Source organism: Nonomuraea sp. NPDC049646, assembly GCF_044465525.1.
Taxonomy (GTDB): Bacteria; Actinomycetota; Actinomycetes; order Streptosporangiales; family Streptosporangiaceae; genus Nonomuraea.
Genome location: NZ_JBITLU010000015.1, coordinates 68,707 through 91,885 on the forward strand (window position 1 = coordinate 68,707; position 23,179 = coordinate 91,885).

The following is a 23,179-nucleotide window of genomic DNA, read 5'->3' on the forward strand; positions in this document are numbered from 1 at the left end:
TGCGATCGTCTAGCCCATGGATCAGCTCGCGGCATTGCTCGACGGACCGAGAGCGCGGAGCGCCTTCCTGCTCCGGTCCATCCTCGACCCGCCGTGGTCGATGCGCATCCAGGACGAGGCCCCGCTCACGCTGGTGGCCCTGGTGTCGGGTGAGGCGTGGGTGCTGCCGGACAAGGGCGAGCCGGCCCGCCTCGAACCCGGGCAGGTGGCCATCCTGCGGGGGCCGGAGCCGTACGTGGTGGCCGACGCCCCCGGCACCGCGCCGCAGATCGTCATCCACCCCGGCCAGCGCTGCACCACCGTCGACGGCGAGTCGCTCTACCAGTCGATGGACCTCGGCGTGCGCACCTGGGGCAACGACCCGGCGGGCGGCACCGTGCTGATCACCGGCACGTACACGCTGGAGGGCGAGGTCAGCAGGCGCCTGCTCGACGCGCTGCCCCAGCTCCTCGTGCAGCCCGGCGGGCCGGTCATCGCGCTGCTCGGCGCCGAGATCGTCAAGGACGACCCGGGCCAGTCCGCGGTCCTCGACCGGCTGCTCGACCTGCTGCTGATCGCCGTGCTGCGGTCGTGGTTCGCCACGCACGAGGCGCCCGCCTGGTACCGCGCGATGGGCGACCCGATCGTGGGCAGGGCGATGCGGATGTTGCACAACAACCCCGCCCACCCCTGGACGGTCGCCGCCCTCGCCGCCGAGGTGGGGGTCTCCAGGGCGGCGCTGGCCAGGCGGTTCACCGACCTGGTGGGGGAGCCGCCGATGTCCTTCCTGACCGACTGGCGGCTCGCCCTCGCCGCCGACCTGCTGCGCGAGCCCGACGCCACGATCGGCTCGGTGGCCAGGAAGGTCGGCTACGGCAGCCCGTTCGCGCTGAGCGCGGCCTTCAAGCGCGTACGCGGCGTCAGCCCCCAGGCGCACCGGGCCGGGGCGGCGAGGTGAAGCCCCTGCTGCTGCTCGACGTCGACGGCGTGCTCAACCCGATGGGCCGCCCCACACCCGACTTCCGGCGCTACCGCTGCACGATCGGCACCGAGGTCTACACCGTGCACCTCAACCCCCGCCACGGCCGCCGCCTCCTCGACCTGGCCCTGACCACGGGCGCCGAGCTGGTCTGGGCCACCACCTGGGAGCAGCACGCCAACGAGTGGATCTCCCCCAGGATCGGCCTGCCCACGCTGCCGGTCGTCACCATGGGCCCCGAGCGGACCAGGACCGAGCACGGCGAGATGTTCAAGACGCCGCACGTCGCCGCGTACGCCGGGCGGCGGCCGTTCGTGTGGTTCGACGACCAGGTGTGGGCGCAGGACGAGCAGTACCTCAGGGTGCATCAGGGTCTGGAGAATTTCCTGTTGATCCACGTCGATCCCAGGCATGGACTGACCAGGGAACATCTGGGCATGGCTCATGAGTGGCTGACCCTTACAGGGTTTTCTCAGGGTCCCTAGCGGGATATCGGCGGCGCTGCTGTCCGTTTTACCGGTAGGTCATCACGACACGGAGGAACAGCATGTACCGCTCAAGGGAGCACAGGATTCTGGCCGGCGTCTGCGGCGGGCTCGCCGACAAGATGGGCCTGCCCCCGACCCTCGTCCGCATCCTCTGGCTGCTGCTGTCGCTCATCCCCGGGCCGCTGTGGGTGGTCTACGTCGCCATGTGGATCCTCGTCCCGGAGGAGCCGAGGGGCTACTCCCACTGACGCGTGACCGGCGGGCCGCACCGGCGGCCCGCGGCCGCCGGGCCACCGCGCCCGGGGTGCGTGCGCCGGTGTCCGGGAGGCGTCCTATCCTCGAAGGATGAGGGCAAGGCCGCTGACACTTCTCCAGGACGATCTGGTCGACTACGACACGGCGATGGAGCGCATGACCGACCTCGTCGGGCAGCGCCAGCGGGACGAACGGCCGGACACGCTCTGGCTGCTCAGCCACCCGCCCGTCTACACCGTCGGCCGGCGCACCCCCGCCGAGCACCTGCCCGACCCCGCGCGCGGCATCCCCGTGCTGGAGACCGGGCGCGGCGGGCAGCTCACCTACCACGGCCCCGGCCAGCTCGTGGGCTATCTCATCGTCAAGCTCGGCGAGGACGAGGGCATCGTCGACTACGTGCGCGAGGTCGAGCTGCGCCTGGTCGAGGCCCTCGGCAAGCTCGGCCTGCCCGCCGAGCGGCGGGACACCCCGCCGGGCTCGGAGCTGCTGACCGGCGTCTGGACGTCCGCGACCGGCCGCAAGATCATCTCGATCGGCATGCGCCAGAGCAGGGGCGTCACCAGCCACGGGTTCGCCCTCAACGTCGACGGCGACCTCACGCCCTGGAACTGGGCGGTGGCCTGCGGCATGCCCGACGTGGACATGACCTCGCTCAAGCGCGAGCTGGGCGACATCACCATGCAGGACGTGCGGCCCGCCGTGGCCGCCGCCTTCGAGGCGTCCTGACCGCTCAGCGGGGAGTGGCCAGCCCGGCCACGACCATGTGCTTGAGCAGGTCGTAGCTGTCGTCGAGCAGCTCGGGCAGGCCGAACCCGCCCGACGCCTCCAGCACCGCGAACCCGTGCGCCGCCGCGCGCAGGCAGCGGGCCGCGTGGATCGCGCCGGAGCCGTCCAGCCCGTAGCCGCGCAGCGCCGCGAGCACGATGCCGACCAGGCGCTCGCCCGCCGCCTGCGTGCCGGGGTTCGGCTGCTGGATGACCACCGCGTAGCGGTGCGGGTGGCGGGTGACGTAGGCGCGCCAGGCGTCCATGAGCGCGCCGACGGCCTCCTCGCCCGAACGGCCCAGCACCGCCTGGCCCAGCGCGTCGGAGATCTCGTCGGTGATCCGCACCGACAGCAGCTCGCGCAGCTCGGCCAGGTTGCGCACGTGCTTGTACAGCGACGGCGTCGCGACCCCGGCGCGGGCCGCCAGGGCCGAGAGCGTCAGGGCTTCCGGGCCGCCCTCGTCCACCACGCGCACCGCCAGGTCGACGACCGTGTCCTGGGACAACGCCGCCCTAGGCATGGACGCGCTCCTTGACGAACGACGTCACCGCGGCGGCCACCTGCGCCGGGAACTGGGCATGCGGGTAGTGGCCGGCGCCCTCGATCATGGCGATCCGGCCGCGCCCGGCGGGCATGGCCGCCACGATCCCCTCCGCCTCGGCGCGCGGGTCGGCCCAGTCGGGGTCGAGCGTGCCCATCACGACCAGGACGTCGCGGGTCAGGTCGGGGAGCCGCGCGCCGGCGTCGGTGGGGGCGGCCTGGCCCATCCTGGCGACCGCGGCCATCCGGCCGGGCCGGCGCAGGTCGGCTTCGAGCGCCGCGACGTACTCGGCGTGGTCGGCGGGCTTGACGCCGGGCATGGCGTGGTCGAAGTACTTCTTCCACAGCCCGACGCTGCGCAGGATCGCCGCGCCGAGCAGCAGCATGACGCCCTTGCGGTGGCGGGCGTCGCGCAGCAGGCCGCCGGCGTCGAGCCGCTGCGCCCGGGTGAACGGGCCGAGCTCCACCACGGCGCTGACCAGCTCGGGCGCCTGCGCGGCGGCGATCGTGGCGGCCCCGCCCGCGAACGAGTGGCCCACCAGGACCGCCGGGCCGCCCAGGTGGCGGACCAGCGCGAGGAGGTCGCCCGCGACGTCGGTGCGGGTGTGGGAGGGCCATTCGGCGCTGGACTCGCCGTGGCCGCGCAGGTCTGTGGTCGCCACCCGGAAACCCGCCGCCACCAGCTCCGGCGCCAGGAACCTGAAGGCCCGCCGCCCGTCGCCCATGCCGTGCGCCAGCAGCACCAGCGGCCCTTCGCCGGTCACGTCATAGGCGAGCTGCCCGCCCTCGACCTTCAGGAACTCGGTCATGTCCAACCCCTTCGGCTAACTCTTATAGCTCTAAAGCTAAAGCCTTTAGCCAAGAGGTGTCAAGCGCCGGAAAGACGGCGGGCACGGCCGGACCGGCCGTGCCCGCCTGGTGGAAATCAGGAGATCGGCGCCTCGTCGATCGTGCGGCGCGGGCCGGTGAACCAGTGCCTGGCCGACAGGCTCCACCACAGCCAGATGCCGATCAGCACGACGCCGACCGCGATCGGCGCGTAGTTGACCGACGTCCAGGTGAAGTCCTTGTTGCCCGGGACGCCGGCCGGGGAGAACGGCATGACGAAGTAGACCGACACGATGACGATCTCGACGCAGGCGATCCAGCCCAGCACCCGGTACTTGCGGCCGAGCGTCCACGGGCCGGGACGGAAGGCGTCGCCCATGCGCAGGCGCAGCCAGATCGGGATGAGGAACGCCAGGTAGAGGCCGATGACCGCGATCGACACGACGGCGTAGAAGGCGACCGGGGTCGTCGAGCCGGCCGGGGCGTACAGGGCGGGCAGGGTGATCAGGGCCGCGATGAGGCAGCCGGCCAGGATCGCGTTGACCGGCGTGCGGTTGCGGTCCACCTTCGACCACAGCCGCCAGCCGGGCACCGCGCCGTCGCGCGAGAACGCGTACGTCATGCGCGACATCGAGGTCACGCAGCTCATCCCGCAGAAGAACTGGCCGATCGTGGAGATCGCGAAGATCGCGGTGGCCAGCGGGGAGGAGAGCGCGGTCTCGAAGATGGCGCCGACGAAGCCGGACTGCTTGTTGATCTCGTCCACGTTCGTCGCGGCGAACAGGAACGCCAGCAGCAGGATCCAGCCGCCGATCGCCGAGTAGAAGATCGACTGCCACAGGCCGCGGGCGGCCGTCCTGGCCGCGCCCTGCGTCTCCTCCGACACGTGGGCGCAGGCGTCGAACCCGGTGATCGTGTACTGGGTGAGCAGGAAGCCGAGCGGGAGCACGTACAGCCAGAAGGGCACGCCGCCGTCGCCGTCGCCGAAGCCCGAGTTGTTGATCGTGCCGCCGAACACGAAGCCGAGCGACTGGTGCTCCGACGGCGCGAAGACCAGGATCGCCACGATGACGACCGCGCCCGCGACGTGCCACCACACGCTGATGTTCTGCAGCAGCGAGATGAGCCGGTGGCTGAAGATGTTGATGAGCGCGTGCAGGATGAGGATGATCACGAACAGCAGGAACGCCTGGGGGAGCGTCCCCTCCCACGCGCCGCCGGTCAGGCGGCTGATCGTGATGTTGAGGAACGTGGCGCAGCCGTAGTCGACCGACGCGGTGACCGCGATGAGGCCGATCAGGTTGAGCCAGCCGGTGAACCAGCCGTGGATCGGCTTGCCCATGGTGGCGGCCCACCAGTAGATGCCGCCCGCCGTCGGGAACGCCGAGACCAGCTCCGACATGCAGAAACCGATGATCAGGATGAACGCGGAGATCAGCGGCCAGCCCCACGAGATGGCGATGGGGCCGCCGTTGTTCCAGGCCTGCCCGAAGGTCGTGAAGCAGCCGGCGAGGATCGAGATGATGGAGAAGGAGATCGCGAAGTTGGAGAAGCCGCTCCAGGTCCGGGCCAGCTCCTGCTTGTAGCCGAGCTCGGCGAGTCGCCTGGAATCCTCTTCGAGTGACATGAGGTCTCCCTGGGGGGCGCGGAGGACGCTCTGTTTGGTCTAGGTCTAGACCATTTCTTCCCGAGGGACAAGGCGTGACAGGTGAGTTTCGATGTGGTCAGGAAAGACCGTCTCCCGCCGGGCCGACGTCGAGCACGACCTTCCCCGTGACCGTGCGGTCGAGCTGGGCCGCGGCGGCCTCGTCCAGGCGGTCCCACGGCACGCGGCGGCCGATCTCGACGGTCAGGTCGCCGGCGGCCACGAGGCCGAGCAGGAAGGCCAGGTCGGGGCCGGGGGCGCTGACGTCGCCGAAGGAGTTCATCGAGCGGGCGGGGCCGAGGGAGAAGGTCGAGCCGGGCGGGAAGACGGCCGGCTGCCCGCCGGCCCAGCCGACGCTCTGGAGGTTGCCGCCCGGCTTGAGCAGGCCCCAGGCGGTCACCAGGGCCGGGCCGCCGACCAGCTCGATCACGACGTCCACGGGGGCCACGCCGTCCAGGGCGGTCACGACGTCCACGTCCGGGCCGAGGGCCGAGGCGCGGGCGGGGGAGCTCACCGAGGCGACGACGTGCGCCCCGGCCAGCCTGGCGAGCTGCACGGCCAGCCGCCCGACCGAGCCGGACGCGCCCGTCACGAGGACGCGCGACCCGAGGGCGACGCCGGCGGCGCGCAGGGAGCGCAGGGCCGACAGGCCGGACATCGGCAGGGCGGCGGCCACCGCCAGGTCCACCCCGTCGGGCACCACGGCGAGCGAGCCGGTGTCGAACGCCGCCCGCTCCGCCCACGCCCCCGCCCCGAACGCCGCCACCCGCGCGCCCTCGGCCGGGCCCGTGCCGTCGGCGGCGGGCCGCAGCACCACCCCGGCGGCGTCGTAGCCGAGCACGACGCCCTCCGGCAGGCGGTCCATGTGCCGCAGCTCGCTGAAGTTGACCGACGTCCGCCGCACCTCGACGAGTGCCTGTCCGGCCTCGGGAACGGGCTCGGGGACGTCGGCGAGCCGTCCCACGGCCCCCGGGCCGACCACCAGTGCGCGCATACGACATCCTCCCGGAACCATGCGGACCGGCGGTCCGCTTCATCGCCGGGATACTATGGGGACCGACAGTCCGGTTGCAAGGAGGGGCCTTGGTGCGATCAGACGCGACCCGCAACAGGCAGGCGATCCTGCGGGCCACCGAAGAGCTCCTGGACGCCCACGGCGCCGAGCACATCTCGCTCGACCGGGTGGCCGCGGCGGCCGGGGTGGGCAAGGGCACGCTGTTCCGCCGCTTCGGCAGCAGGACCGGCCTGTTCCAGGAGCTGCTGGCCGAGCGCGCCGCCGCCCTGGCCGAGGCCATCGAGTCGCCCGGCTCGCCGCTCGGGCCGGGGACGCCGCCGCGGGAGCGGCTGCTGGCGTTCCTGGACGAGCTGGCCGGGCTGGCCGAGCGCAACCTGGCGCTGTTCGCCGCGCACGAACGGGCCTGCGCGGCCGACAAATACCGCGACCCCACCTACCTGCGGTGGCACGCCCACGTGACGGGGCTGGTCGGGGCGGCGGCGCCGGGGCTCGACGCCGGGTTCGCCGCCCACACGTTGCTGGCCTCCTTCGACGCCGACCTCGCCCGGCACGTGATGGCCGAGGGCGGCGCCGACCGGCTCAGGGCCTCGGTGCGCGGCGTCGCCGAGGCCCTGCTCCGCACCTGAGGCCCTGCCCCGCGCGCAGGCTCTGCTTCGCGCTTCAGGCCCTGTTCCGCGCCCGCCGAGGGGCCGAGGCGACAGCGGGATGACGTGCCGCGGTCAGGCCGAGAAGGCGTCCGTGACGGCCTGGCAGAAGGCCTTGAGGTCGTCCGGTTTGCGGCTGGTGACCAGGGTGTTCGGGCCGTCCGTGCAGACCACGACCTCCTGGTCCTTCCAGGTCGCGCCGGCGTTGCGCAGGTCGGTCTGCAGGCTCGGCCAGGACGTCAGCGTGCGCCCGCGCACGACGTCGGCCTCGACCAGCGTCCAGGGGGCGTGGCAGATGGCGGCCACCGGCTTGCCGGCGTCGAAGAAGGCGCGCGCGAACCGGACCGCCTGCGGCACCGTGCGCAGGAAGTCGGGGTTGGCGACGCCCCCGGGGAGCAGCAGGGCGTCGAAGTCGCCGGGGTCGGCGTCGTCCACCGTGGCGTCCACGGTGAAGGTGTCGGCCTTGTCCAGATGGTTGAACGCCTGGATCCGCCCCGAGGACGTGGAGACCAGCCGGGGCGTGCCGCCCGCCTGCTTGACCGCCTTCCACGGCTCGGTGAGCTCCACCTGCTCGACTCCTTCGGGAGCGACCAGGAACGCGATGGTCTTGCCGTTCGACATGACTGTCCCTTCGTTTTCGCCTCCCCTATCCGGACGCCGCCGAAGTATGCGCTCATTACCCCTGGGGGGTATATAGTGGGCCGCGAAGCCGAGAGAAGAGGAGTTCGGACATGGTGATCACCGCGTACCAGGTCGAGGGCATGACCTGTGGCCACTGCGTCAGCTCGGTGCGGGCCGAGGTCGGCAAGGTCGACGGGGTCCAGGCGGTCGAGGTCGACCTCGCGGCCAAGGAGATGGTCGTGACCAGCAGCGCGCCGATCGACCAGGCCGTCATCGAGTCGGCCGTCGTCGAGGCCGGCTACGAGCTGGGCGGCGGCCGGGAACTGCTGCCGCAGGCCGGGTCGTGCTGCGGCTCGGGCGGCTGCCACTGACCCCTCAGGGGGATCGGCGCCGAGCCCACAGGGTGTGCGCGGCGCACGCGGCGGCCGCGCCGACGGCGTACCAGAGCAGGTCGGGCGGGTTGAAGGTGCTGCCCAGCAGTGGCCGCAGGACTGCCGGGATCTCACCGAGCTGGGCGAACTCGATCGCCCAGCTCAGCCCGCCCGACGCCAGGGCGGCTGCCCACGGCCGCACCCGCGGCAGCGCCAGCACGACGAGCGCGTAGATCAGTACGGTGTAGAGCGCGTCGCCCGCGTACTTGGGCACGGGCCCGTCCCACCACACCCGGACGGCGAGCCCCGCCACGACGGTCGCGACGGCGGCGAGGAGAACGGGCAGGCGGGGCACCCGATCACGGTAGTGCCAAGCCTACTGAAAATTTACACCGCAGAAGGAAACGAGAATGAAACAATTTTCCGCGACTCGTTGACACGCGGTCTCCGTATGGTGTGCCTTCATCTACACAGGAATCCCCCGCCTGAAGGTGAGGCATCATGAGGAAATGGTTCGCACGCCTGGCTGTGCTGGGCGTAGCGCTGTTAGTGGCCGGCCAAGGCGCCACGGCGGCCCAGGCCCAGGAACCTGCGGCGGGGAAGAAGATCCTACGCGTCGGCGCCACCCAGGCGATGGACTCCATGAACCCGTTCCTGGCGGTCCGGCTGGTCTCCACCGCGATCCAGCGCACGATGTACGGCTTCCTCACCGTCCCTGACTCCAAGACGCTCCAGCCCAGCCCCGACCTGGCCGAGTCGTGGACGACGTCCGACGACGGGCTCACCTGGACGTTCAAGATCCGTAACACCAAGTGGTCCGACGGCCAGCCGGTCACGGCCGAGGACGCCGCCTGGACGTTCAACAAGATGATGACGGACGAGGCGGCCAAGACGGCCAACGGCCCCGCCGTGGAGAACTTCGCGAGCGTCACCGCCAACGGCCAGGACCTGATCATCAAGACCAAGGCGCCGCAGGCGTCCATGCTGGAGAACCCGGTCCCGATCATGCCCAAGCATGTGTGGGAGAAGGTCACCGACATGGCCAACTACGAGGCGGAGACGTACCCGACCGTGGGCAGCGGCCCGTACATCGCGGTCGAGCACAAGAAGGACCAGTACGTCAAGCTGCAGGCCAACCCCAACTACTGGCGGGGCAAGCCGAAGGTCGACGAGCTCCAGTTCATCTTCTACGACAACCCGCAGGCCGCCATCGCCGGGCTCAAGAAGGGCGACATCGACCTGCTCGGCCGGATGACGCCGCCGGAGTTCCAGGCGATCGAGAACGACCCGAACATCGAGGCGTGGAACACCCAGGGCAGGCGGGCGTCGTACCTGCAGATCAACCACGGTGCCACGACCACCGACAACAAGCCCATCGGCGACGGCCATCCGGCGCTGAAGGACCCGAAGGTGCGCCAGGCGCTGCACTTCGCCATCGACAAGCAGAAGCTGGTCGACGAGGTGCAGGGCGGGCTGGCCAAGCCCGCCGACGGCTCGATCATCCCGCCCATGTACAAGGACTTCTTCTGGGAGGCGACGGGCGAGGACAAGGTCACCTACGACGTGGCCAAGGCGAACAAGATCCTCGACGACGCCGGCTACAAGAAGGGCGCCGACGGCGTCCGGACGATGCCCGACGGCAAGCGCAAGCTGGAGTTCCGCTTCAGCATCCACACCGACACGCCGATCGAGGACAAGCTCGCCGAGTACCTGACCGGCTTCTGGAAGGAGATCGGCATCACGCTGACCACCCAGAAGCTCGACTCCAGCAAGTTCACCGAGGAGACCGGCGTCACGGCGCTGTTCGACATCGCGATCAGCGGCTGGTCGGTCAACCCCGACCCCGAAGAGGTCCTGGCCACCCACCTGTGCAGCCGCAGGCCGGCGCCGGGCGGCGAGGGCGGCGGCACCGAGTCGTTCTACTGCGACCCGACCTTCGAGAAGCTCTACCAGGAGCAGCTCAAGGAGCTCGACCGGCCCAAGCGCGCCGAGCTCATCAAGCAGATGGAGCAGCGGCTCTACACCGACGCCCCCGTCATCGCGATCTACTACACCAACGACCTTGAGGGTTACCGCAAGGACCGGATCACCAGCATCACCCCGATCCCCGAGGACAAGGGCCTGCTGTACGGCGGCAGCGGCTACTGGCCGTTCTACACGGCCGACGTCAAGGCGACCGCGGCCGGCGGCTCGGCCTCCGACGGCGGCTCCGGCTCCAACACCGGTCTCATCGTCGGCGTGGTCGGCGGCGTGGTGGTCATCGGCCTCGTGGCCTTCCTCCTGACCAGGCGGCGCAAGAGCGCCGCGGACGAGCGCGAATGACCACACCGCTCGAAGCAGCAGAGCCCGCCGCCGTCCAGGCGGCGGGCCCTGGTGAGGACCGCCCCGCTCGCCACGGCACGCTGAGGTACGCGTTGTCGAAGGCCGGCGGGGCGCTGTTCAGCATCGCCGCGGTGATCGTCGGGACGTTCTTCGTCTTCCGCATGCTGCCCGGCGATCCGGTGCGGAACCTGGCGCAGGGCCGCAACATGACCCCGGCGCAGCTCGACATGGAACGTCACCGGCTCGGTCTCGACAAGCCGGTGCTCGACCAGTTCTTCGACTTCGTCGGCAAGACGCTCAGGCTCGACCTGGGCACGTCGTACGAGTACAAGCGGCCGGTGCTCGACCTCATCGGCGAGCGCATCGGCCCGACGCTGCTGCTGGCCGGGACCGGGCTGGTCATCGCGGTCAGCCTGGGCATCTGGCAGGGCACCAGGGCCGGATGGCAGCGGGGGAGCCGGTTCGACCGCTTCTCCACCGGTCTGTCGCTGGTGTTGTGGTCGGTGCCGACGTTCTGGCTCGGCCTGCTGCTGATGATGGTGCTCGGCGTGGGCATCGGCCCGATCCCCGGCATCTTCCCCTTCCGCGGCATCGAGAGCGTCGATGCGCCCGACGGGTTCGCGTACCTGCTCGACGTGGCCTCGCACATGGTGCTGCCGTGCCTGACCCTGGTCGCGGTGATCTACGCCCAGTACCTGCTGGTCATGCGGTCGTCGTTGCTGGAGGAGGTCAGCCAGGACTACGTCACCGTGGCCCGTGCCAAGGGCCTGCGCGACGACGAGGTGCGCCGCCGCCACGCGGTGCCCAACGCCCTGCTGCCCACGGTGACGCTGGTCTTCATGCGCATCGGCTTCGTGGTCGGCGGCGCGGTCACCGTGGAGACGATCTACACCTGGCCGGGCCTCGGGCAGCTGTTCTACCGGGCGGTCCGGGTCCCGGACTTCACGCTCATGCAGGGCACGTTCATGCTCATCACCGTGGCCGTGATCCTCATGAACACGCTGGCCGACCTGCTCTACCACGTTCTCGACCCGAGGGTGAGGTCGGCATGACGAGTGTCGCTGCCACGCGCAGGCGGCAGGCGCTGAGCAACTTCTGGACCGACTTCCGCCGGCACCGCGCCGGGGTGGCCGGGATGGTCGTGCTGCTGGTGGCCGTGGTGCTCGCGCTGGTCGCGCCGCTGTTCATCGACGAGGGCGTGACGAGCGTCATCGACGCCCCCGGCGACGAGTTCGACGCGCCCAGCCTGGCCTTCCCGTTCGGCACCGACGAGTCGGGCCGGTCGATCCTGCTGATGATCTGGTGGGGCTCGCGCGCCTCGCTGCTCATCGGCTTCCTCGCCGCGCTGCTCAGCATCGTGATCGGCATGGTCATCGGCATCGCCGCCGGGCACTTCGGCGGCTGGCTCGGCGGCGCGCTGATGCGGGTCACCGACTGGTTCCTGGTGCTGCCCTCGCTGGTGACCGCGCTGGTGCTGGCGGCCATCCTCGGCGGCAGCACGTTCACCATCATCATGGCGATCGGCGTCACCACCTGGCCGTCCACGGCCCGGCTGATCAGGGCGCAGACCTTCGCCGTCGAGGCCCGGCCCTACATCGAACGCTCCAAGGCGCTCGGCGGCGGCCACTGGCACATCACCACCCGGCACGTCCTGCCCAACGTGGCGCCGCTGCTGCTGGCCAGCACGACGCTGGAGGTGGCCAGCGCGATCGTCACCGAGTCGACGCTGGCCTTCCTCGGCGCCAGCGCGAACAAGACGTCGTGGGGCACGATGCTGCGCGGCTCCTACGACTACGGCGCGGCCAACGAGGGCGCGTGGTGGTACATCATCCTCCCCGGTCTGGCCATCCTCGTGGTCGTCATGGCGTTCACCCTCGTCGGACGGGCGCTGGAGGCCGTGCTGAACCCAAGGCTCAGGAGGGCGGCATGAGTCTCCTCGAACTGGACGACCTGTCGGTGACCTACCGCATCGCGTCGGGCGAGGTGCCCGCGGTGCGCGGCGTGTCGCTGACCCTCGACCCCGGAGCGGCGCTCGGCGTGGCCGGCGAGTCCGGGTCCGGCAAGTCCACGCTGGCCATGGCGCTGCTCAGGCTCCTGCCCAAGAGCACGCGCGTCGGCGGCCGGATCCTGCTCGACGGCGACGACGTCCTCACCATGAAGTGGGGACGCATGCGGGCCGTGCGCTGGGCCGAGGCCTCGATCGTGTTCCAGGGCGCGCAGCACGGGCTCAACCCCGTGCGCCGGATCGGCGAGCAGATCGCCGAGCCGCTGCTCGTCCACGGCCTGGCCAAGCCGGACGGCGCCCGCAAACGCGTCGGCGAGCTGCTCGAACAGGTCGGCCTGCCCGCCTGGCGGGCCCGCAGCTACCCGCACGAGCTGTCCGGCGGCCAGCGGCAGCGCGTGATGATCGCGATGGCGCTGGCCTGCTCGCCGCGCCTGATCATCGCCGACGAGCCCACCACCGCGCTCGACGTGATGGTCCAGGCGCAGGTCCTGACGCTGATCAAGGAGCTGATCGCCGAGCACGGCATCTCCCTGATCATGATCTCGCACGACCTGTCGGTGCTGGCCGACGTCTGCGACCGGCTCGCGGTCATGTACGCCGGCCGCGTGGTCGAGCACGGCCCCTCCCGCGAGGTGTTCCACGACGCCCGCCACCCCTACAGCCGGGCGCTGGCGGCCGCGTTCCCCACTGTGGGCGACCCGGTCTCGCGGCTGGCCCCCAAGGGGCTCGGCGGCGACCCGCCGGACCCGATGCAGCTCCCCACCGGCTGCGCGTTCCACCCGCGCTGCCCGGTCGCGCTGGACGAATGCGCGGGCCTGGACGTCGAGCTGTGGCCCGCCGGTCCCCGCCACGCCGCGGCCTGCGTGCACGTACGCTCCAAGGAGGAGGTCGAGGCTTCATGACCGAGACGCAGACCGCGGCCGAGACCGTCTCGACGGGCAAGGGCGCGCTGCTGGAGGCCCGTGACCTGCACGTCGCGTTCTCCTCGCGGGGCCGCAGCGCCCGCGCCGTCGACGGCGTCAACCTGGCGATCGGCCAGGGCGAGATCGTGGCCCTGGTCGGCGAGTCGGGCTGCGGCAAGACCACGCTGGCCCGCACGCTGCTCGGCCTCGAACGCCCCACGTCCGGCGAGGTCCGCTACGACGGCTCCGCGCTGAACTACGGCTCCAAGGCGCTCAGGGCCTACCGCCGCCAGGTCCAGCTCGTCCTGCAGGACCCGATGGGGTCGCTCAACCCCCGCCAGACCGTCTACGAGGCGGTCGCCGAGGGGCCGCGCATCCACGGCCTGCCCGACGAGGAGGAGATCGTGGCCTCCGCCCTGTCCAGGGCCGGGCTGCGGCCGCCCGAGCGGTTCTTCCTGCGTTACCCGCACGAGCTGTCCGGCGGGCAGCGGCAGCGGGTCGTGATCGCCGGCGCGCTCGCCCTCGACCCGAAGGTGCTGATCGCCGACGAGCCCGTGGCCTCGCTCGACGCCTCCGTGCGCGGCGAGATCCTGGCGCTGATGCTCAAGCTCAAGACCGACCTCGGCCTGTCGGCCCTCGTCGTCACCCATGACCTCGGCCTGGCCTGGAACATCGCCGACCGGGTCGCGGTCATGTACCTGGGGCGGATCGTCGAGTCGGGGCCGGTGGAGCAGGTGCTGACGGCGCCGCGGCATCCGTACACGCAGGCGCTGATGTCGGTGCTGCCGGAGTCGCCCGAGCGGATCGTGCTGACCGGCGAGCCGCCGGACCCGACCAGGGTGCCGGGTGGCTGCCGGTTCCACCCCCGCTGCCACGTGCTGGCCTCCGGCCGAGCGGCGGAGGCGGGCGTGGACGCGGCCTGCCGGTCGCAGGCGCTGAGCATCCTGCCCGCGGTCCCCGACGCCCAGGCCGCCTGCCACTACGCGGCGGTCAGCGGGTAGCTCACCCGCGGAACGCGTCGGCGTGCTCGCGCGCCCACTCGGCGAAGTCACGCGCGTCCCGGCCGGTGATCTCCCGGACGGTCGGGACGACCGTGTAGCCGACCTCCGGCGTGTTGCCCAGCGCGCCGACCAGGAACTCGACGGTCTGCTCGCCCATGCCGTCGGCGCGCCACTTGGCCCGCGCCTCGTCCACGGTGAGCTCGACGAAACCGACGTCCCTGCCGACGGCCTCGGCCAGGACGGCGACCTTCTCCCGCAGGCTGAGCGCGCGCGGGCCGGTCAGCACGTACGTCCGGCCGCCGTGGCCGCCCTCGGTCAGGACCTTCGCGGCCACCGCGGCGATGTCCCGCTCGTGCACCAGGGCGCTCAGCCGGTCGCCGAACGGCTCCTTGATGACGCCTTCCGTCCTGATCGTGTGCGCCCACCACTTGAGCGTGTTGGCCATGAACTCGACCGGGTGGAGCAGCGTCCACTCCAGGTCGGTGGCGGCGAGCGCCTGCTCCAGCGCGCCGTCCTCGCGGCCGCCGAGCACGGTGACCCGGCGGACGCCGGCGTCGGCGGCCAGTTCGGCGAGCCCGGCGCCGTCGGGCAGCGGGGCGTAGTCGTCGCCGGCGAAGTTGATGAAGTGCACCCCGGTGACGCCCTCGAAGGCGGCGGCCAGGGAGGCCGGTTCGGCGAGATCGCCGCCGACGACCTCGACGCCCTCGGGAAGGGCGGCCCCGGCGGGGTTCCTGGTGAGGGCGCGCACCTTCTGACCGGCCTGGAGCAGCTCCTCGACGACGAGGCGGCCGACGGTCCCGGTGGCACCGGTGACGAGGATGGTCATGTGAAGCCCCACTTCTTTCGGAACGGAATGTTCTGCTCTTATAGTAGCAGAACGGAACGCTTCATTCCGAGTAATTCTTGAGCCGGATCGCCACGGCCGCCCGGTGGATCGCCCCCGCGATCCGCTCGACGACCTTCTCCTTGCCCGGCAGGTACGGCAGCAGCTTGAGCATCCTGAGCTGGAACCACAGCGCCAGCCGTGAGCCCATCACCATGCCCCTGACGTTCACCGGCCCGAGCTCCTGGTTGACCCGGACGAACTCCCGCATCTCCCGCTCGTAGCCCGCCGCGCCGCCGCCCCCGGCCAGCTCGCCCGCCAGCACGTACGCGCCCACGATCGCCAGGCTGGTGCCCTGTCCCGAGGCCGGCGAGGCGCAGTAGGCGGCGTCCCCGAGCAGCACGACCCGGCCCTTCGACCAGCTGTCCATGTGCACCTGGCTGACCGAGTCGAAGTAGAAGTCGTCGGCGTCGCGCACCGCGCCGAGCAGCGCCGGCACCTCCCACTCGACCCCCGCCATGGCCTCGGCCAGCAGGTCCTTCTGGCGGCCGGTGTCGCGGTGGTCGTAGGCCAGCGGCTGGGAGGCCCACATGAACAGCGCCTTGGCGGCGCCGTCCTGGCGGGTGCTGTACACGTTGGCGGTGCGGCCGGGGGCGGCGTGCACGGCCTCCTCGCGGTCCAGGCCCAGGGTGTTGGGGACGGTGGAGATCGAGACGTAGTAACCCAGGTCGCGGACGAACCGGGAGTCCTCCCCGAACACGATCCTGCGGATGTTGGAGCGCATGCCGTCCGCGCCGACGATCAGGTCGAACCGGCGGGGCGCGGCGTGCTCGAAGGTGACCAGCCCGTCGTCGGAGACGGCGGTGACGGAGTCGCCGAAGAGGTATTCGGCGTCGTCGCGGGTGAGGTCGTACAGCAGCTCGTTGAGGTCGCCGCGCATGATCTCGACGTCGTCGCCCTCGCGTCCGCCGAACAGGTCGGCGTCCATGGTGGCCACCGGGCGGCCTTTGCGGTCGTAGTGGGTGGCCACGCGCATGCCGGTGCTGCGGGCGGTGACCGCGTCCAGCAGGCCCATGCGCCCGATCACGTCGAGGGCGGCGCCGCGGATGTCGACCTTGTAGCCGCCGGTGCGCAGGGCCGGAGCGCGCTCGACGACGGTGACGGTGCAGCCGTGGCGGCGCAGCCAGTAGGCCAGCGAGGTGCCGGCGATGCTCGCGCCGGAGATCAGGACGTTCTTCATGCCGAGAACGGTACACATGTCTCAGACGCTTGTCTAGGACGGACTTTTCAGACGTTCGTGTTAACGTCTGGGCATGGGAAACAGGGAAGACCTGCTGGCCGGGGCGAAGCGTTGCCTGATCGAGAAGGGCTACTCGCGTACCACCGCGCGCGACATCGCGACCGCGTCGGGCGTGAGCCTGGCGGGCATCGGCTACCACTTCAAGTCCAAGGACGCGCTGATGAACGAGGCGCTGTTCGAGGTGATGCAGGAATGGGGCGACGACCTGGCGCGGACGCTCGTCGCCGACGTCGAGGAGGGCTCCTCACCGCTGGAGCGGTTCGCGGCGGCGTGGGACCGGGTGGTGGAGTCGTTCGACCGGCTGCGGCCGCTCTGGATCACCCAGCTTGAGCTGCTCGGGCAGATCGATCACGTGCCGGAGCTGCGCGAGCAGCTCGTCCCGGCGCTCAAGGGCGCGCGGCTGGGGCTCGCCGAGCTGTTCCAGGACGTGCGGGCGGAGACGGACCCCGAGCGGGCCCGGCTGGTGGGCTCGCTGTACCAGGCCATGCTGACGGGGTTCCTGGCGCAGTGGCTGCTCGACCCGGACAGCGCGTTGTCCGGGCGCGAGGTGGCCGAGGCGCTGCGCCTGGTGGGCGGCTCGTGAACCGGGCCGGGGCCTAGAAGGCGCCTATCGCGTCCCGGCCCCGGGCGTGGTGATCAGAAGGCGCTTATCGTGGCGGGGGCGCGTTCGGCCCTGCTGAGGGTGCGGATGACGGCGGTGGCGCCGTGCCGGTGCACCGCCAGGCGGGCCAGCAGCTCCACGACCGGCTCGTTGATCGACGGCGGCAGCTCCGGCGTCTCGACGCCCACGCTGGCGGCCAGGTCGTCGGAGTGCACGACCAGCTCCGTCACCCTGGTGAGCAGGAAGTCGTCGAGCCGCAGCGACCAGCCGGTCCACGGCAGCCGCACGATCCGGTCCGCCGGCTCGGCGGGCAGCTCGGCCAGCAGCCGGTCCAGCAGCGCCTGCGTGCGCTCGACGAGCGCGGCGTGCCCGTCCGCGGCGGCCGCCTGGCCGCCCACCCGGACGCTGACGTTGCTCTCGTGGTCGAGACCGGCCTGCACCCACGGCGACCTCGTGTAGTGCTCGATGAGCGGGATCGGCGCCCCGGGCTCCTCGCCGGAGTCGAGCACGTCGATGACCCTGACGATCTGGTGGGCCAGGTGCCCGGCCAGGCCCGCGACGCTGAACTCGGTGAGCGCGCTCGGCTTGTCCCACGCCGCCCGCACGGCCGGGTCGCGCAGCAGCGACATCGCCGACGTCGCGGCCACCAGATAGGACTGCCTGATCTCCCCCATTTGCCGCCCTTTCCCCGGTTCGGGTGGTAAGTCGGGGCCAAGACTATCCCTCGGCGATCCGCGGGGTGCCGCCGTCCTGCCCACTGAGACGGGGGCGGCTCAGGTCTCGTCGGGGCCCTCCGCCAGCACCTTCCCGATGGCCGACCGGACGAAGGCGCGGGTCAGCCTGCCCCTTCTGAAGCGGCTCAGCACCGGGCGCGGCGTGCCGTACCGGCGGGCCCGCACGTCGGCCAGGACGGTCTCCGGCGCGCCCATCCCGGCCAGCACGTCAAGGGCCTCCCGCTTGGTGATCAACCGGCCCTCCCGCAGCGTGACCGAGGCCCTGGCGACGGTCAGCAGGCCGAGGTCCACCCAGACGTCCCGCAGCCAGCGCCGCCGCCCGCGGGTCTTGTCCAGCCAGAACTCGCGCAGGTCCGTACGGACGAAGTCGGCCAGCACGGCGTCGGAGACGGCCGGCAGCAGCTCGGCCGGCGGCGGCCCGTGCAGCACGAGCGGAGCCGTGTGCAGCTCGCGGCGGGTCACCGCCGTCACCGGGCGCCGGAAGATCTGCTCGTGGGCCCACGTCACGTGCTCGACCCGCAGGTCGGCCAGCTCCTCCAGCGGCAGGTAGGAGCAGTGGAGGAGGTCGGCGAGCGGCAGGCCGAGCCCGCGGTGCAGCCCCTTGATCCGGCGCCACTGCTCCATCGTGACCGGCGTCTCGACCACCGCGATCAGGTCGAGGTCGCTGCGCCCCGGCTGGTAGTCGCCGGCGCCCAGCGAGCCGTGCGCCCACAGCGACACCAGGGGCACGACCTCGCCCACGCCGTCTCGGAACCGCCGGAGCAGGACGTCTGTGGCCGCATGCATGATGTCCACTATGATCCATTCCCGGCCGTCCCGGAAGATCACCGGGGCGGGCCGTCAGGACGTGCTGAACAGAGCGCTCACCGACTCGCCGTCGTGGATCCGGCGCATGGCCTCGGCCAGCGCCGGCGCGATCGACAACACCGTCAGCTTGTCACTCGGCTTGGGCGGCGGCACGGTGTTCGTGCAGACGATCTCCATGACCTCGGGGAACGCGCTCAGCCGCTCGATCGCCCCGCCCGCGAACAGCCCGTGCGTGCACGCCACCCGGACGGAGTTGACGCCCTGCTCACGCAGCCGGCCCAGCAGCTCGATGACCGTGCTGCCCTTGGCGATCTCGTCGTCCAGGATGATCACGTCCTTGCCGGCGACCTCGCCGATGACCGAGCTGATCACCACGCGGTCGTCGGCGAAGCGCTGCTTGGCGCCCATCGCGACGCCGGTGCCGAGCAGGCGGGCGAAGTGCGCGGCCTCCTTGGCGTTGCCCAGGTCGGGGGAGACGACGACGGCGTTCGACAGGTCGTAGCGGCGGAAGTGCGCGGCCAGCTCGCGCAGCGCGTGCAGGTGGTCGACCGGCACGCTGAAGAAGCCGTGCACCTGCGGCGAGTGCAGCGTCATGGCCAGCACCCGGTTCGCGCCCGCGGCCACCATCAGGTCGGCGACCAGGCGCGCGCCGATGGAGATGCGTGGCGCGTCCTTCTTGTCCGATCTGGCGTAGGCGTAGTGGGGGAGCACCACGGTCGTCCTGGCCGCGGACGCGCCGCGCGCCGCGTCGATCATGAGCAGCAGCTCGACCAGGTTCTCCTGCGTCGGCGGCACCAGGGGCTGGATGAGGAACACGTCGCGCTCGCGGCAGTTGGCCTGGAGCTGCACCTCAAGCGCGTCGTTGGCGAAGCGGGCGACCTTGACGGGGTGGAGCGGGGTTCCGAGATGGGAGCAGATCTCCTCGGCCAGCTCGGGATGGGCGCTGCCGGAAAATACCGTGATGTCTCGCACGATTCCCAGAGGATAGCTTCACGGGCTCACGTAGTGGTGGAGCAGGGCGGGTTCGCCCGCGGCGTTGAGCCATCGCGCGCGGGTGCTGCCGACGCGGCGCCAGCCCAGCCGCTCGTAGAGCGCGACGGCGGCCCGGCCCTCGTCGGAGACCTCCAGGACGACGGGCGCCCCGGCCGCCTTCCGCACGGTCTCCAGCAGGACGGCGGCCAGCCCGCGGCCCCGGGCGGCGGGCACCACGAAGAGCCGGGTGACCTGCGGGCCCTCCGCGGCGCCCGCCAGGCCCACGTGGCCCAGCACCTGGCCCTCCTCGACCGCCACCCAGGCGCGCAGGAGGTCGCCCGGAGTCAGCCAGCCCTGCGGATCGGCCGGCCAGTCGACGGGGTAGCGGTCGGCGGCGTGCACCAGGGCAAGGGCGTCGGTGCAGGCGGTCAGGTCGGCCGGTGTGCGGGGGCGGACGCCCATGCCGTCGGTCGTCACGTCAGCGCCTCGACCGTGAGCGCGTCGAGGTCGGGCAGGACCTGCCAGGCGAGCGCGAGGGCGTCGTCGTCGGGCGGGTAGCCGGGATGCGGCACGGCGATCACCCGCATGCCGGCCGCGTGCGCCGAACGCAGCCCGTTGCTGGAGTCCTCGACCGCCACGCAGTCCTTCGGGTAGATCTCCAGCCGCCGGGCCGCCTCCAGGTAGCCGTCGGGGGCGGGCTTGCCGCGCGCGACCTCCTCGGTGGAGACCGTGGTGACGAAGTACTCGCGCAGCTCGGACGCGTCGAGCACCACGTCGATCAGCCGCCGCGGCGACGAGCTGGCCAGGCCGAGGGTGAACCGCGCGGCCAGCCGGCGCACGGCCTCGCGGGCACCCGGCAGCAGCGGCACGCCGTCTTGGTAGCGCTCGGCCATCTGGTCGACCACGCCCTCGGCGATCTCGCCGGGCGTCAGGCGCACCCCCAGCTCGTGCAGGTAGGCCGCCCACTCGCCGGTGCTCATGCCCATCAGCCTGGACTGCGTGTCGGGCTGCCAGGTGCCGCCGTGGTCGGCGACGAAGGCGCGCCGCACCTGCTCCCAGACGGGTTCGGAATCGACGAGCACGCCGTCGAGGTCGAACACGCACGCTTCCATGACCACCCCCGGATGAGATCAGCTTGGGACCACCCAATCACACCGTCCGCGCCGCTACGCCGCCGCTCCCTGTCCTTATTGCCCGAGTTTCATGCTATTGGGGCTGGTTGTTGAGCTACGAGCGTCCATTCAGGGGCATGCGAGCAGACATGGCAGACCTTCCATTTCATGACACGGGCGACTTCGAGGACGCCGATCGCGGCTTCATCGCGAAGCTGACCCCCGCCGTGGTCACGTCGAGAAGCGGCGAGGTCGTCTGGGACAACGACTCCTACGCCTTCCTCAACGCCGAATGCCCCGAGACCGCCCATCCCAGCCTGTGGCGGCAGAGCCAGCTCTGCGCCAAACAGGGCCTGTACGAGGTCGCCGACGGCATCTACCAGGTACGCGGCCTGGACCTGTCCAACATGACACTGGTCGAGGGCGACATCGGCGTCATCGTCATCGACCCGCTGGTCTCCACCGAGTGCGCCGCCGCCGCGCTCGCCCTCTACCGCCGCCACCGCGGCGACCGGCAGGTCACCGGGGTCGTCTACAGCCACAGCCACGTCGACCACTTCGGCGGCGTGCGCGGGGTCACCGACGGCAACGTGCCGATCCTGGCCCCCGCCGGGTTCATGGACCACGCGGTCTCCGAGAACGTCTACGCCGGCCCCGCCATGAACCGCCGCGCCGGCTACATGTTCGGCCTCGCCCTGCCGCACGCCCCGGACGGCCAGATCGGCTGCGGCCTCGGCATGACCTCCTCGACCGGCACCACGTCCCTCATCCCGCCCACCGTGGACGTCAGCCGCACCGGCCAGGAGGAGATCGTGGACGGGGTGCGGATCGTCTTCCAGCTCACCCCCGGCACCGAGGCCCCCGCCGAGATGAACTTCCTCTTCCCCGACCGCGACGCCCTGTGCCTGGCCGAGAACGCCACCCACAACCTGCACAACATCCTCACGCTGCGCGGCGCCCAGGTGCGCGACGCCCGCGTCTGGGCCCGCTACCTGTCGGAGACCCTCACGCTGCTCGCCGACCAGGCCGAGGTCGCCTTCGCCTCCCACCACTGGCCGACCTGGGGAAAGAGCAACATCGTCCGGTTCCTCCAGGAACAGCGAGACCTGTACGCCTACCTGCACGACCAGACCCTCCGGCTGCTCAACAAGGGCCTGACCGGCGCCGAGATCGCCGAGCAGATGCGGGTGCCGCCCGCGCTGGAACAGGTCTGGCACACCCACGGCTACTACGGCTCGGTCAGCCACAACGTCAAGGCCGTCTACCAGCGCTACCTCGGCTGGTACGACGGCAACCCCGCCCACCTGTGGGAGCACCCGCCCAGGGAGAGCGCGATCCGCTACGTCGAGTGCATGGGTGGCGGCGCAGCCGTCGTGGCCTTCGCCCGCCGCTACATCGAGGAGAACGACCTGCGCTTCGCCGTCCAGCTGCTCAACCACGCCGTCTTCGCCGACGAGGGCAACAAGGCGGCCAGGGACCTGCTGGCCGAGGTCTACACCCGGCTCGGCCAGGGCGCGGAGAACGGGACGTGGCGCAACTCGTACCTGACGGGGGCCATGGAACTGACCGACGGCATCGCGCCCACCCGCGTCACCACCACCTCGCCCGACCTGGTCGCGGCCCTGACGGTGGAGCAGATCTTCGACTCCCTCGCCATCCGCGTGGACGGCCCCAAGGCCTGGCACGAGAGCCTGTCGATCGACTGGCACCTGACGGACCTGGGGGAGCTGTACCGCACCACGCTGTCCAACGGGGTGCTCGTCCAGCGGCTGAACCCGCCGGAGGAGCCCGTGGACCTGACGCTCCGCCTCACCCGGGCGCAGCTTCTCGGCCTGCTGGCAGGGAAGGGCGTGGAGGGGGTGGAGCGGGAGGGCGACATCACGGCGCTCCAGCGGCTGGTCGCCGTGCTCGACTCCCCGGCCCGCGACTTCGCCATCGTCACCCCCTGAGCCACCGGCTCCACGAGCCACCGGCTCCACGAGCCACCGACTCCCAGAGCTCGGACTCCCAGAGCTCGGACTCCCAGAGCTCCGACTCCACGAGGCGCCGACGCCGCGAGCCGCCCGGCCCTTCGGGCCTGTGACCTCATGGCTTGCTGACCCGCGGGCCTCTGTCCCCGTGAGTCACTGAACCCCGGCGCCCTCAGCCGGGCTCGCCGCGCGTCGGTCCCGCCCATGCGGCCCTCTGGGCACACGGGCGTCGCGGACCGGCTCTCAGAGTTTGTACAGCTTGTTGAACGGCGTGGTGATCCGCTCCTGCCGGGATCCGAAGTCGACCAGTACGGCGACGTCGTCCTCCACCCCGATGACGACACCGAGGCCGAATCGGTCGTGGCTCACCCGGTCGTGCATGTCGAACTGCTCCGCGGGTGGCGCCGGAGGCGGCGGTTTGAAGGGACTTGTGGGCAGGTGACGACGAGAATCGCCGCTGGCTCGCTTCATCTCCTCCAGTATGCGCCCACCGAGTGAAT

The 23,179-nt window shown here is 71.4% G+C and carries 27 protein-coding genes; 13 read left to right on the forward strand and 14 right to left on the reverse strand.

The genetic code is table 11. The features are described 5' to 3' along the window. Positions 1–16 precede the first annotated feature (16 nt). The 4 genes from ACIBQ8_RS36750 to lipB all read left to right on the forward strand — a co-directional run bounded on the left by ACIBQ8_RS36750 (position 17) and on the right by lipB (position 2,427). Positions 17–937: an AraC family transcriptional regulator gene (locus tag ACIBQ8_RS36750; protein ID WP_397194365.1), complete on the forward strand. Its 921-nt coding sequence runs from the start codon at positions 17–19 to the stop codon at positions 935–937. After that, positions 934–1,443: an HAD domain-containing protein gene (locus tag ACIBQ8_RS36755; protein ID WP_397173202.1), complete on the forward strand. Its 510-nt coding sequence runs from the start codon at positions 934–936 to the stop codon at positions 1,441–1,443. The genes ACIBQ8_RS36750 and ACIBQ8_RS36755 overlap by 4 nt, the downstream gene beginning before the upstream one ends. Positions 1,444–1,505: 62 nt before the next feature. Continuing rightward, on the forward strand, positions 1,506–1,694 hold the full coding sequence (locus tag ACIBQ8_RS36760; RefSeq protein ID WP_352325923.1) for a PspC domain-containing protein: 189 nt from the start codon (positions 1,506–1,508) through the stop codon (positions 1,692–1,694). A 97-nt stretch (positions 1,695–1,791) separates the two neighbouring features. Beyond that, positions 1,792–2,427 (forward strand): lipoyl(octanoyl) transferase LipB, encoded by a 636-nt coding sequence (gene lipB, locus ACIBQ8_RS36765; protein WP_352355707.1) that lies wholly within the window; start codon positions 1,792–1,794, stop codon positions 2,425–2,427. Positions 2,428–2,431: 4 nt separating this feature from the next. Here lipB and ACIBQ8_RS36770 read toward each other — a convergent pair whose 3' ends face one another. The 4 genes from ACIBQ8_RS36770 to ACIBQ8_RS36785 all read right to left on the reverse strand — a co-directional run bounded on the left by ACIBQ8_RS36770 (position 2,432) and on the right by ACIBQ8_RS36785 (position 6,473). After that, positions 2,432–2,986, reverse strand: coding sequence for a TetR/AcrR family transcriptional regulator (locus ACIBQ8_RS36770; protein ID WP_397173204.1), 555 nt, complete (start codon positions 2,984–2,986; stop codon positions 2,432–2,434). Continuing rightward, positions 2,979–3,815, reverse strand: coding sequence for an alpha/beta fold hydrolase (locus ACIBQ8_RS36775; protein ID WP_397173206.1), 837 nt, complete (start codon positions 3,813–3,815; stop codon positions 2,979–2,981). The genes ACIBQ8_RS36770 and ACIBQ8_RS36775 overlap by 8 nt, the downstream gene beginning before the upstream one ends. Positions 3,816–3,931: 116 nt before the next feature. Then, complete coding sequence (locus tag ACIBQ8_RS36780; protein ID WP_397173208.1) at positions 3,932–5,461, reverse strand: amino acid permease; 1,530 nt, start codon at positions 5,459–5,461, stop codon at positions 3,932–3,934. 97 nt (positions 5,462–5,558) lie between these two features. Then, on the reverse strand, positions 5,559–6,473 hold the full coding sequence (locus tag ACIBQ8_RS36785) for a zinc-binding dehydrogenase (RefSeq protein WP_397173210.1): 915 nt from the start codon (positions 6,471–6,473) through the stop codon (positions 5,559–5,561). A 92-nt stretch (positions 6,474–6,565) separates the two neighbouring features. On the opposite strand from ACIBQ8_RS36785, the gene ACIBQ8_RS36790 reads away from it, so the two are divergent. Further along, on the forward strand, positions 6,566–7,120 hold the full coding sequence (locus ACIBQ8_RS36790; RefSeq protein ID WP_397173212.1) for a TetR/AcrR family transcriptional regulator: 555 nt from the start codon (positions 6,566–6,568) through the stop codon (positions 7,118–7,120). A gap of 93 nt (positions 7,121–7,213) precedes the next feature. Here the strand turns inward: ACIBQ8_RS36790 and ACIBQ8_RS36795 are convergent, their stop codons facing one another. Then, positions 7,214–7,759: a type 1 glutamine amidotransferase domain-containing protein gene (locus ACIBQ8_RS36795; RefSeq protein ID WP_397173214.1), complete on the reverse strand. Its 546-nt coding sequence runs from the start codon at positions 7,757–7,759 to the stop codon at positions 7,214–7,216. Between the two features lie 110 nt (positions 7,760–7,869). Between ACIBQ8_RS36795 and ACIBQ8_RS36800 the strand changes: the two genes are divergently transcribed. After that, positions 7,870–8,130 carry a heavy-metal-associated domain-containing protein gene (locus tag ACIBQ8_RS36800; protein WP_352325934.1) on the forward strand — a complete coding sequence of 87 codons (261 nt, stop codon included), beginning with the start codon at positions 7,870–7,872 and terminating at the stop codon, positions 8,128–8,130. 4 nt (positions 8,131–8,134) lie between these two features. Here the strand turns inward: ACIBQ8_RS36800 and ACIBQ8_RS36805 are convergent, their stop codons facing one another. Next, complete coding sequence (locus tag ACIBQ8_RS36805) at positions 8,135–8,485, reverse strand: DUF2809 domain-containing protein (RefSeq protein ID WP_397173216.1); 351 nt, start codon at positions 8,483–8,485, stop codon at positions 8,135–8,137. A 146-nt stretch (positions 8,486–8,631) separates the two neighbouring features. Here ACIBQ8_RS36805 and ACIBQ8_RS36810 point away from each other — a divergent pair, with 146 nt between their 5' ends. From ACIBQ8_RS36810 to ACIBQ8_RS36830, 5 genes are read left to right on the forward strand one after another with little or no spacing between them, the layout of a single operon-like run. Beyond that, a complete protein-coding gene (locus tag ACIBQ8_RS36810) occupies positions 8,632–10,452 on the forward strand; it encodes an ABC transporter substrate-binding protein (protein ID WP_397173218.1) in 1,821 nt (606 codons plus the stop codon). Then, complete coding sequence (locus tag ACIBQ8_RS36815) at positions 10,449–11,504, forward strand: ABC transporter permease (RefSeq protein ID WP_397173219.1); 1,056 nt, start codon at positions 10,449–10,451, stop codon at positions 11,502–11,504. Before ACIBQ8_RS36810 ends, ACIBQ8_RS36815 begins: the two co-directional genes overlap by 4 nt. Then, complete coding sequence (locus ACIBQ8_RS36820; protein ID WP_397173221.1) at positions 11,501–12,382, forward strand: ABC transporter permease; 882 nt, start codon at positions 11,501–11,503, stop codon at positions 12,380–12,382. The genes ACIBQ8_RS36815 and ACIBQ8_RS36820 overlap by 4 nt, the downstream gene beginning before the upstream one ends. Continuing rightward, positions 12,379–13,359: an ABC transporter ATP-binding protein gene (locus ACIBQ8_RS36825; protein WP_397194366.1), complete on the forward strand. Its 981-nt coding sequence runs from the start codon at positions 12,379–12,381 to the stop codon at positions 13,357–13,359. The genes ACIBQ8_RS36820 and ACIBQ8_RS36825 overlap by 4 nt, the downstream gene beginning before the upstream one ends. After that, positions 13,356–14,360: an ABC transporter ATP-binding protein gene (locus ACIBQ8_RS36830; protein WP_397173223.1), complete on the forward strand. Its 1,005-nt coding sequence runs from the start codon at positions 13,356–13,358 to the stop codon at positions 14,358–14,360. Before ACIBQ8_RS36825 ends, ACIBQ8_RS36830 begins: the two co-directional genes overlap by 4 nt. A gap of 1 nt (position 14,361) precedes the next feature. Here the strand turns inward: ACIBQ8_RS36830 and ACIBQ8_RS36835 are convergent, their stop codons facing one another. Together ACIBQ8_RS36835 and ACIBQ8_RS36840 are read right to left on the reverse strand one after the other, a co-directional pair. Continuing rightward, the gene (locus tag ACIBQ8_RS36835; RefSeq protein ID WP_397194367.1) at positions 14,362–15,186 is read right to left on the reverse strand and encodes an NmrA family NAD(P)-binding protein; all 825 of its coding nucleotides are present in this window, start codon (positions 15,184–15,186) and stop codon (positions 14,362–14,364) included. Between the two features lie 61 nt (positions 15,187–15,247). Then, positions 15,248–16,423 carry an FAD-dependent monooxygenase gene (locus ACIBQ8_RS36840; RefSeq protein ID WP_397194368.1) on the reverse strand — a complete coding sequence of 392 codons (1,176 nt, stop codon included), beginning with the start codon at positions 16,421–16,423 and terminating at the stop codon, positions 15,248–15,250. 73 nt (positions 16,424–16,496) lie between these two features. Here ACIBQ8_RS36840 and ACIBQ8_RS36845 point away from each other — a divergent pair, with 73 nt between their 5' ends. Further along, the gene (locus tag ACIBQ8_RS36845; protein WP_397173228.1) at positions 16,497–17,066 is read left to right on the forward strand and encodes a TetR/AcrR family transcriptional regulator; all 570 of its coding nucleotides are present in this window, start codon (positions 16,497–16,499) and stop codon (positions 17,064–17,066) included. Between the two features lie 53 nt (positions 17,067–17,119). Here ACIBQ8_RS36845 and ACIBQ8_RS36850 read toward each other — a convergent pair whose 3' ends face one another. The 5 genes from ACIBQ8_RS36850 to ACIBQ8_RS36870 all read right to left on the reverse strand — a co-directional run bounded on the left by ACIBQ8_RS36850 (position 17,120) and on the right by ACIBQ8_RS36870 (position 20,709). Beyond that, positions 17,120–17,758 (reverse strand): maleylpyruvate isomerase N-terminal domain-containing protein, encoded by a 639-nt coding sequence (locus tag ACIBQ8_RS36850; protein WP_397173229.1) that lies wholly within the window; start codon positions 17,756–17,758, stop codon positions 17,120–17,122. A 99-nt stretch (positions 17,759–17,857) separates the two neighbouring features. Then, on the reverse strand, positions 17,858–18,604 hold the full coding sequence (locus tag ACIBQ8_RS36855) for a nucleotidyltransferase domain-containing protein (protein WP_397173231.1): 747 nt from the start codon (positions 18,602–18,604) through the stop codon (positions 17,858–17,860). Between the two features lie 54 nt (positions 18,605–18,658). Next, complete coding sequence (locus tag ACIBQ8_RS36860) at positions 18,659–19,597, reverse strand: ribose-phosphate pyrophosphokinase (protein WP_357966942.1); 939 nt, start codon at positions 19,595–19,597, stop codon at positions 18,659–18,661. Between the two features lie 18 nt (positions 19,598–19,615). Next, positions 19,616–20,074, reverse strand: coding sequence for a GNAT family N-acetyltransferase (locus ACIBQ8_RS36865; protein ID WP_397194369.1), 459 nt, complete (start codon positions 20,072–20,074; stop codon positions 19,616–19,618). Then, entirely contained in the window at positions 20,071–20,709 is a 639-nt protein-coding gene (locus ACIBQ8_RS36870) for an HAD family hydrolase (RefSeq protein WP_397173546.1), read from the reverse strand. The genes ACIBQ8_RS36865 and ACIBQ8_RS36870 overlap by 4 nt, the downstream gene beginning before the upstream one ends. A gap of 149 nt (positions 20,710–20,858) precedes the next feature. Between ACIBQ8_RS36870 and ACIBQ8_RS36875 the strand changes: the two genes are divergently transcribed. Next, positions 20,859–22,658, forward strand: coding sequence for an alkyl/aryl-sulfatase (locus tag ACIBQ8_RS36875; protein WP_397173235.1), 1,800 nt, complete (start codon positions 20,859–20,861; stop codon positions 22,656–22,658). A gap of 264 nt (positions 22,659–22,922) precedes the next feature. Here ACIBQ8_RS36875 and ACIBQ8_RS36880 read toward each other — a convergent pair whose 3' ends face one another. Continuing rightward, on the reverse strand, positions 22,923–23,150 hold the full coding sequence (locus ACIBQ8_RS36880) for a hypothetical protein (protein WP_352327393.1): 228 nt from the start codon (positions 23,148–23,150) through the stop codon (positions 22,923–22,925). Between the last annotated feature and the right edge of the window lie 29 nt (positions 23,151–23,179).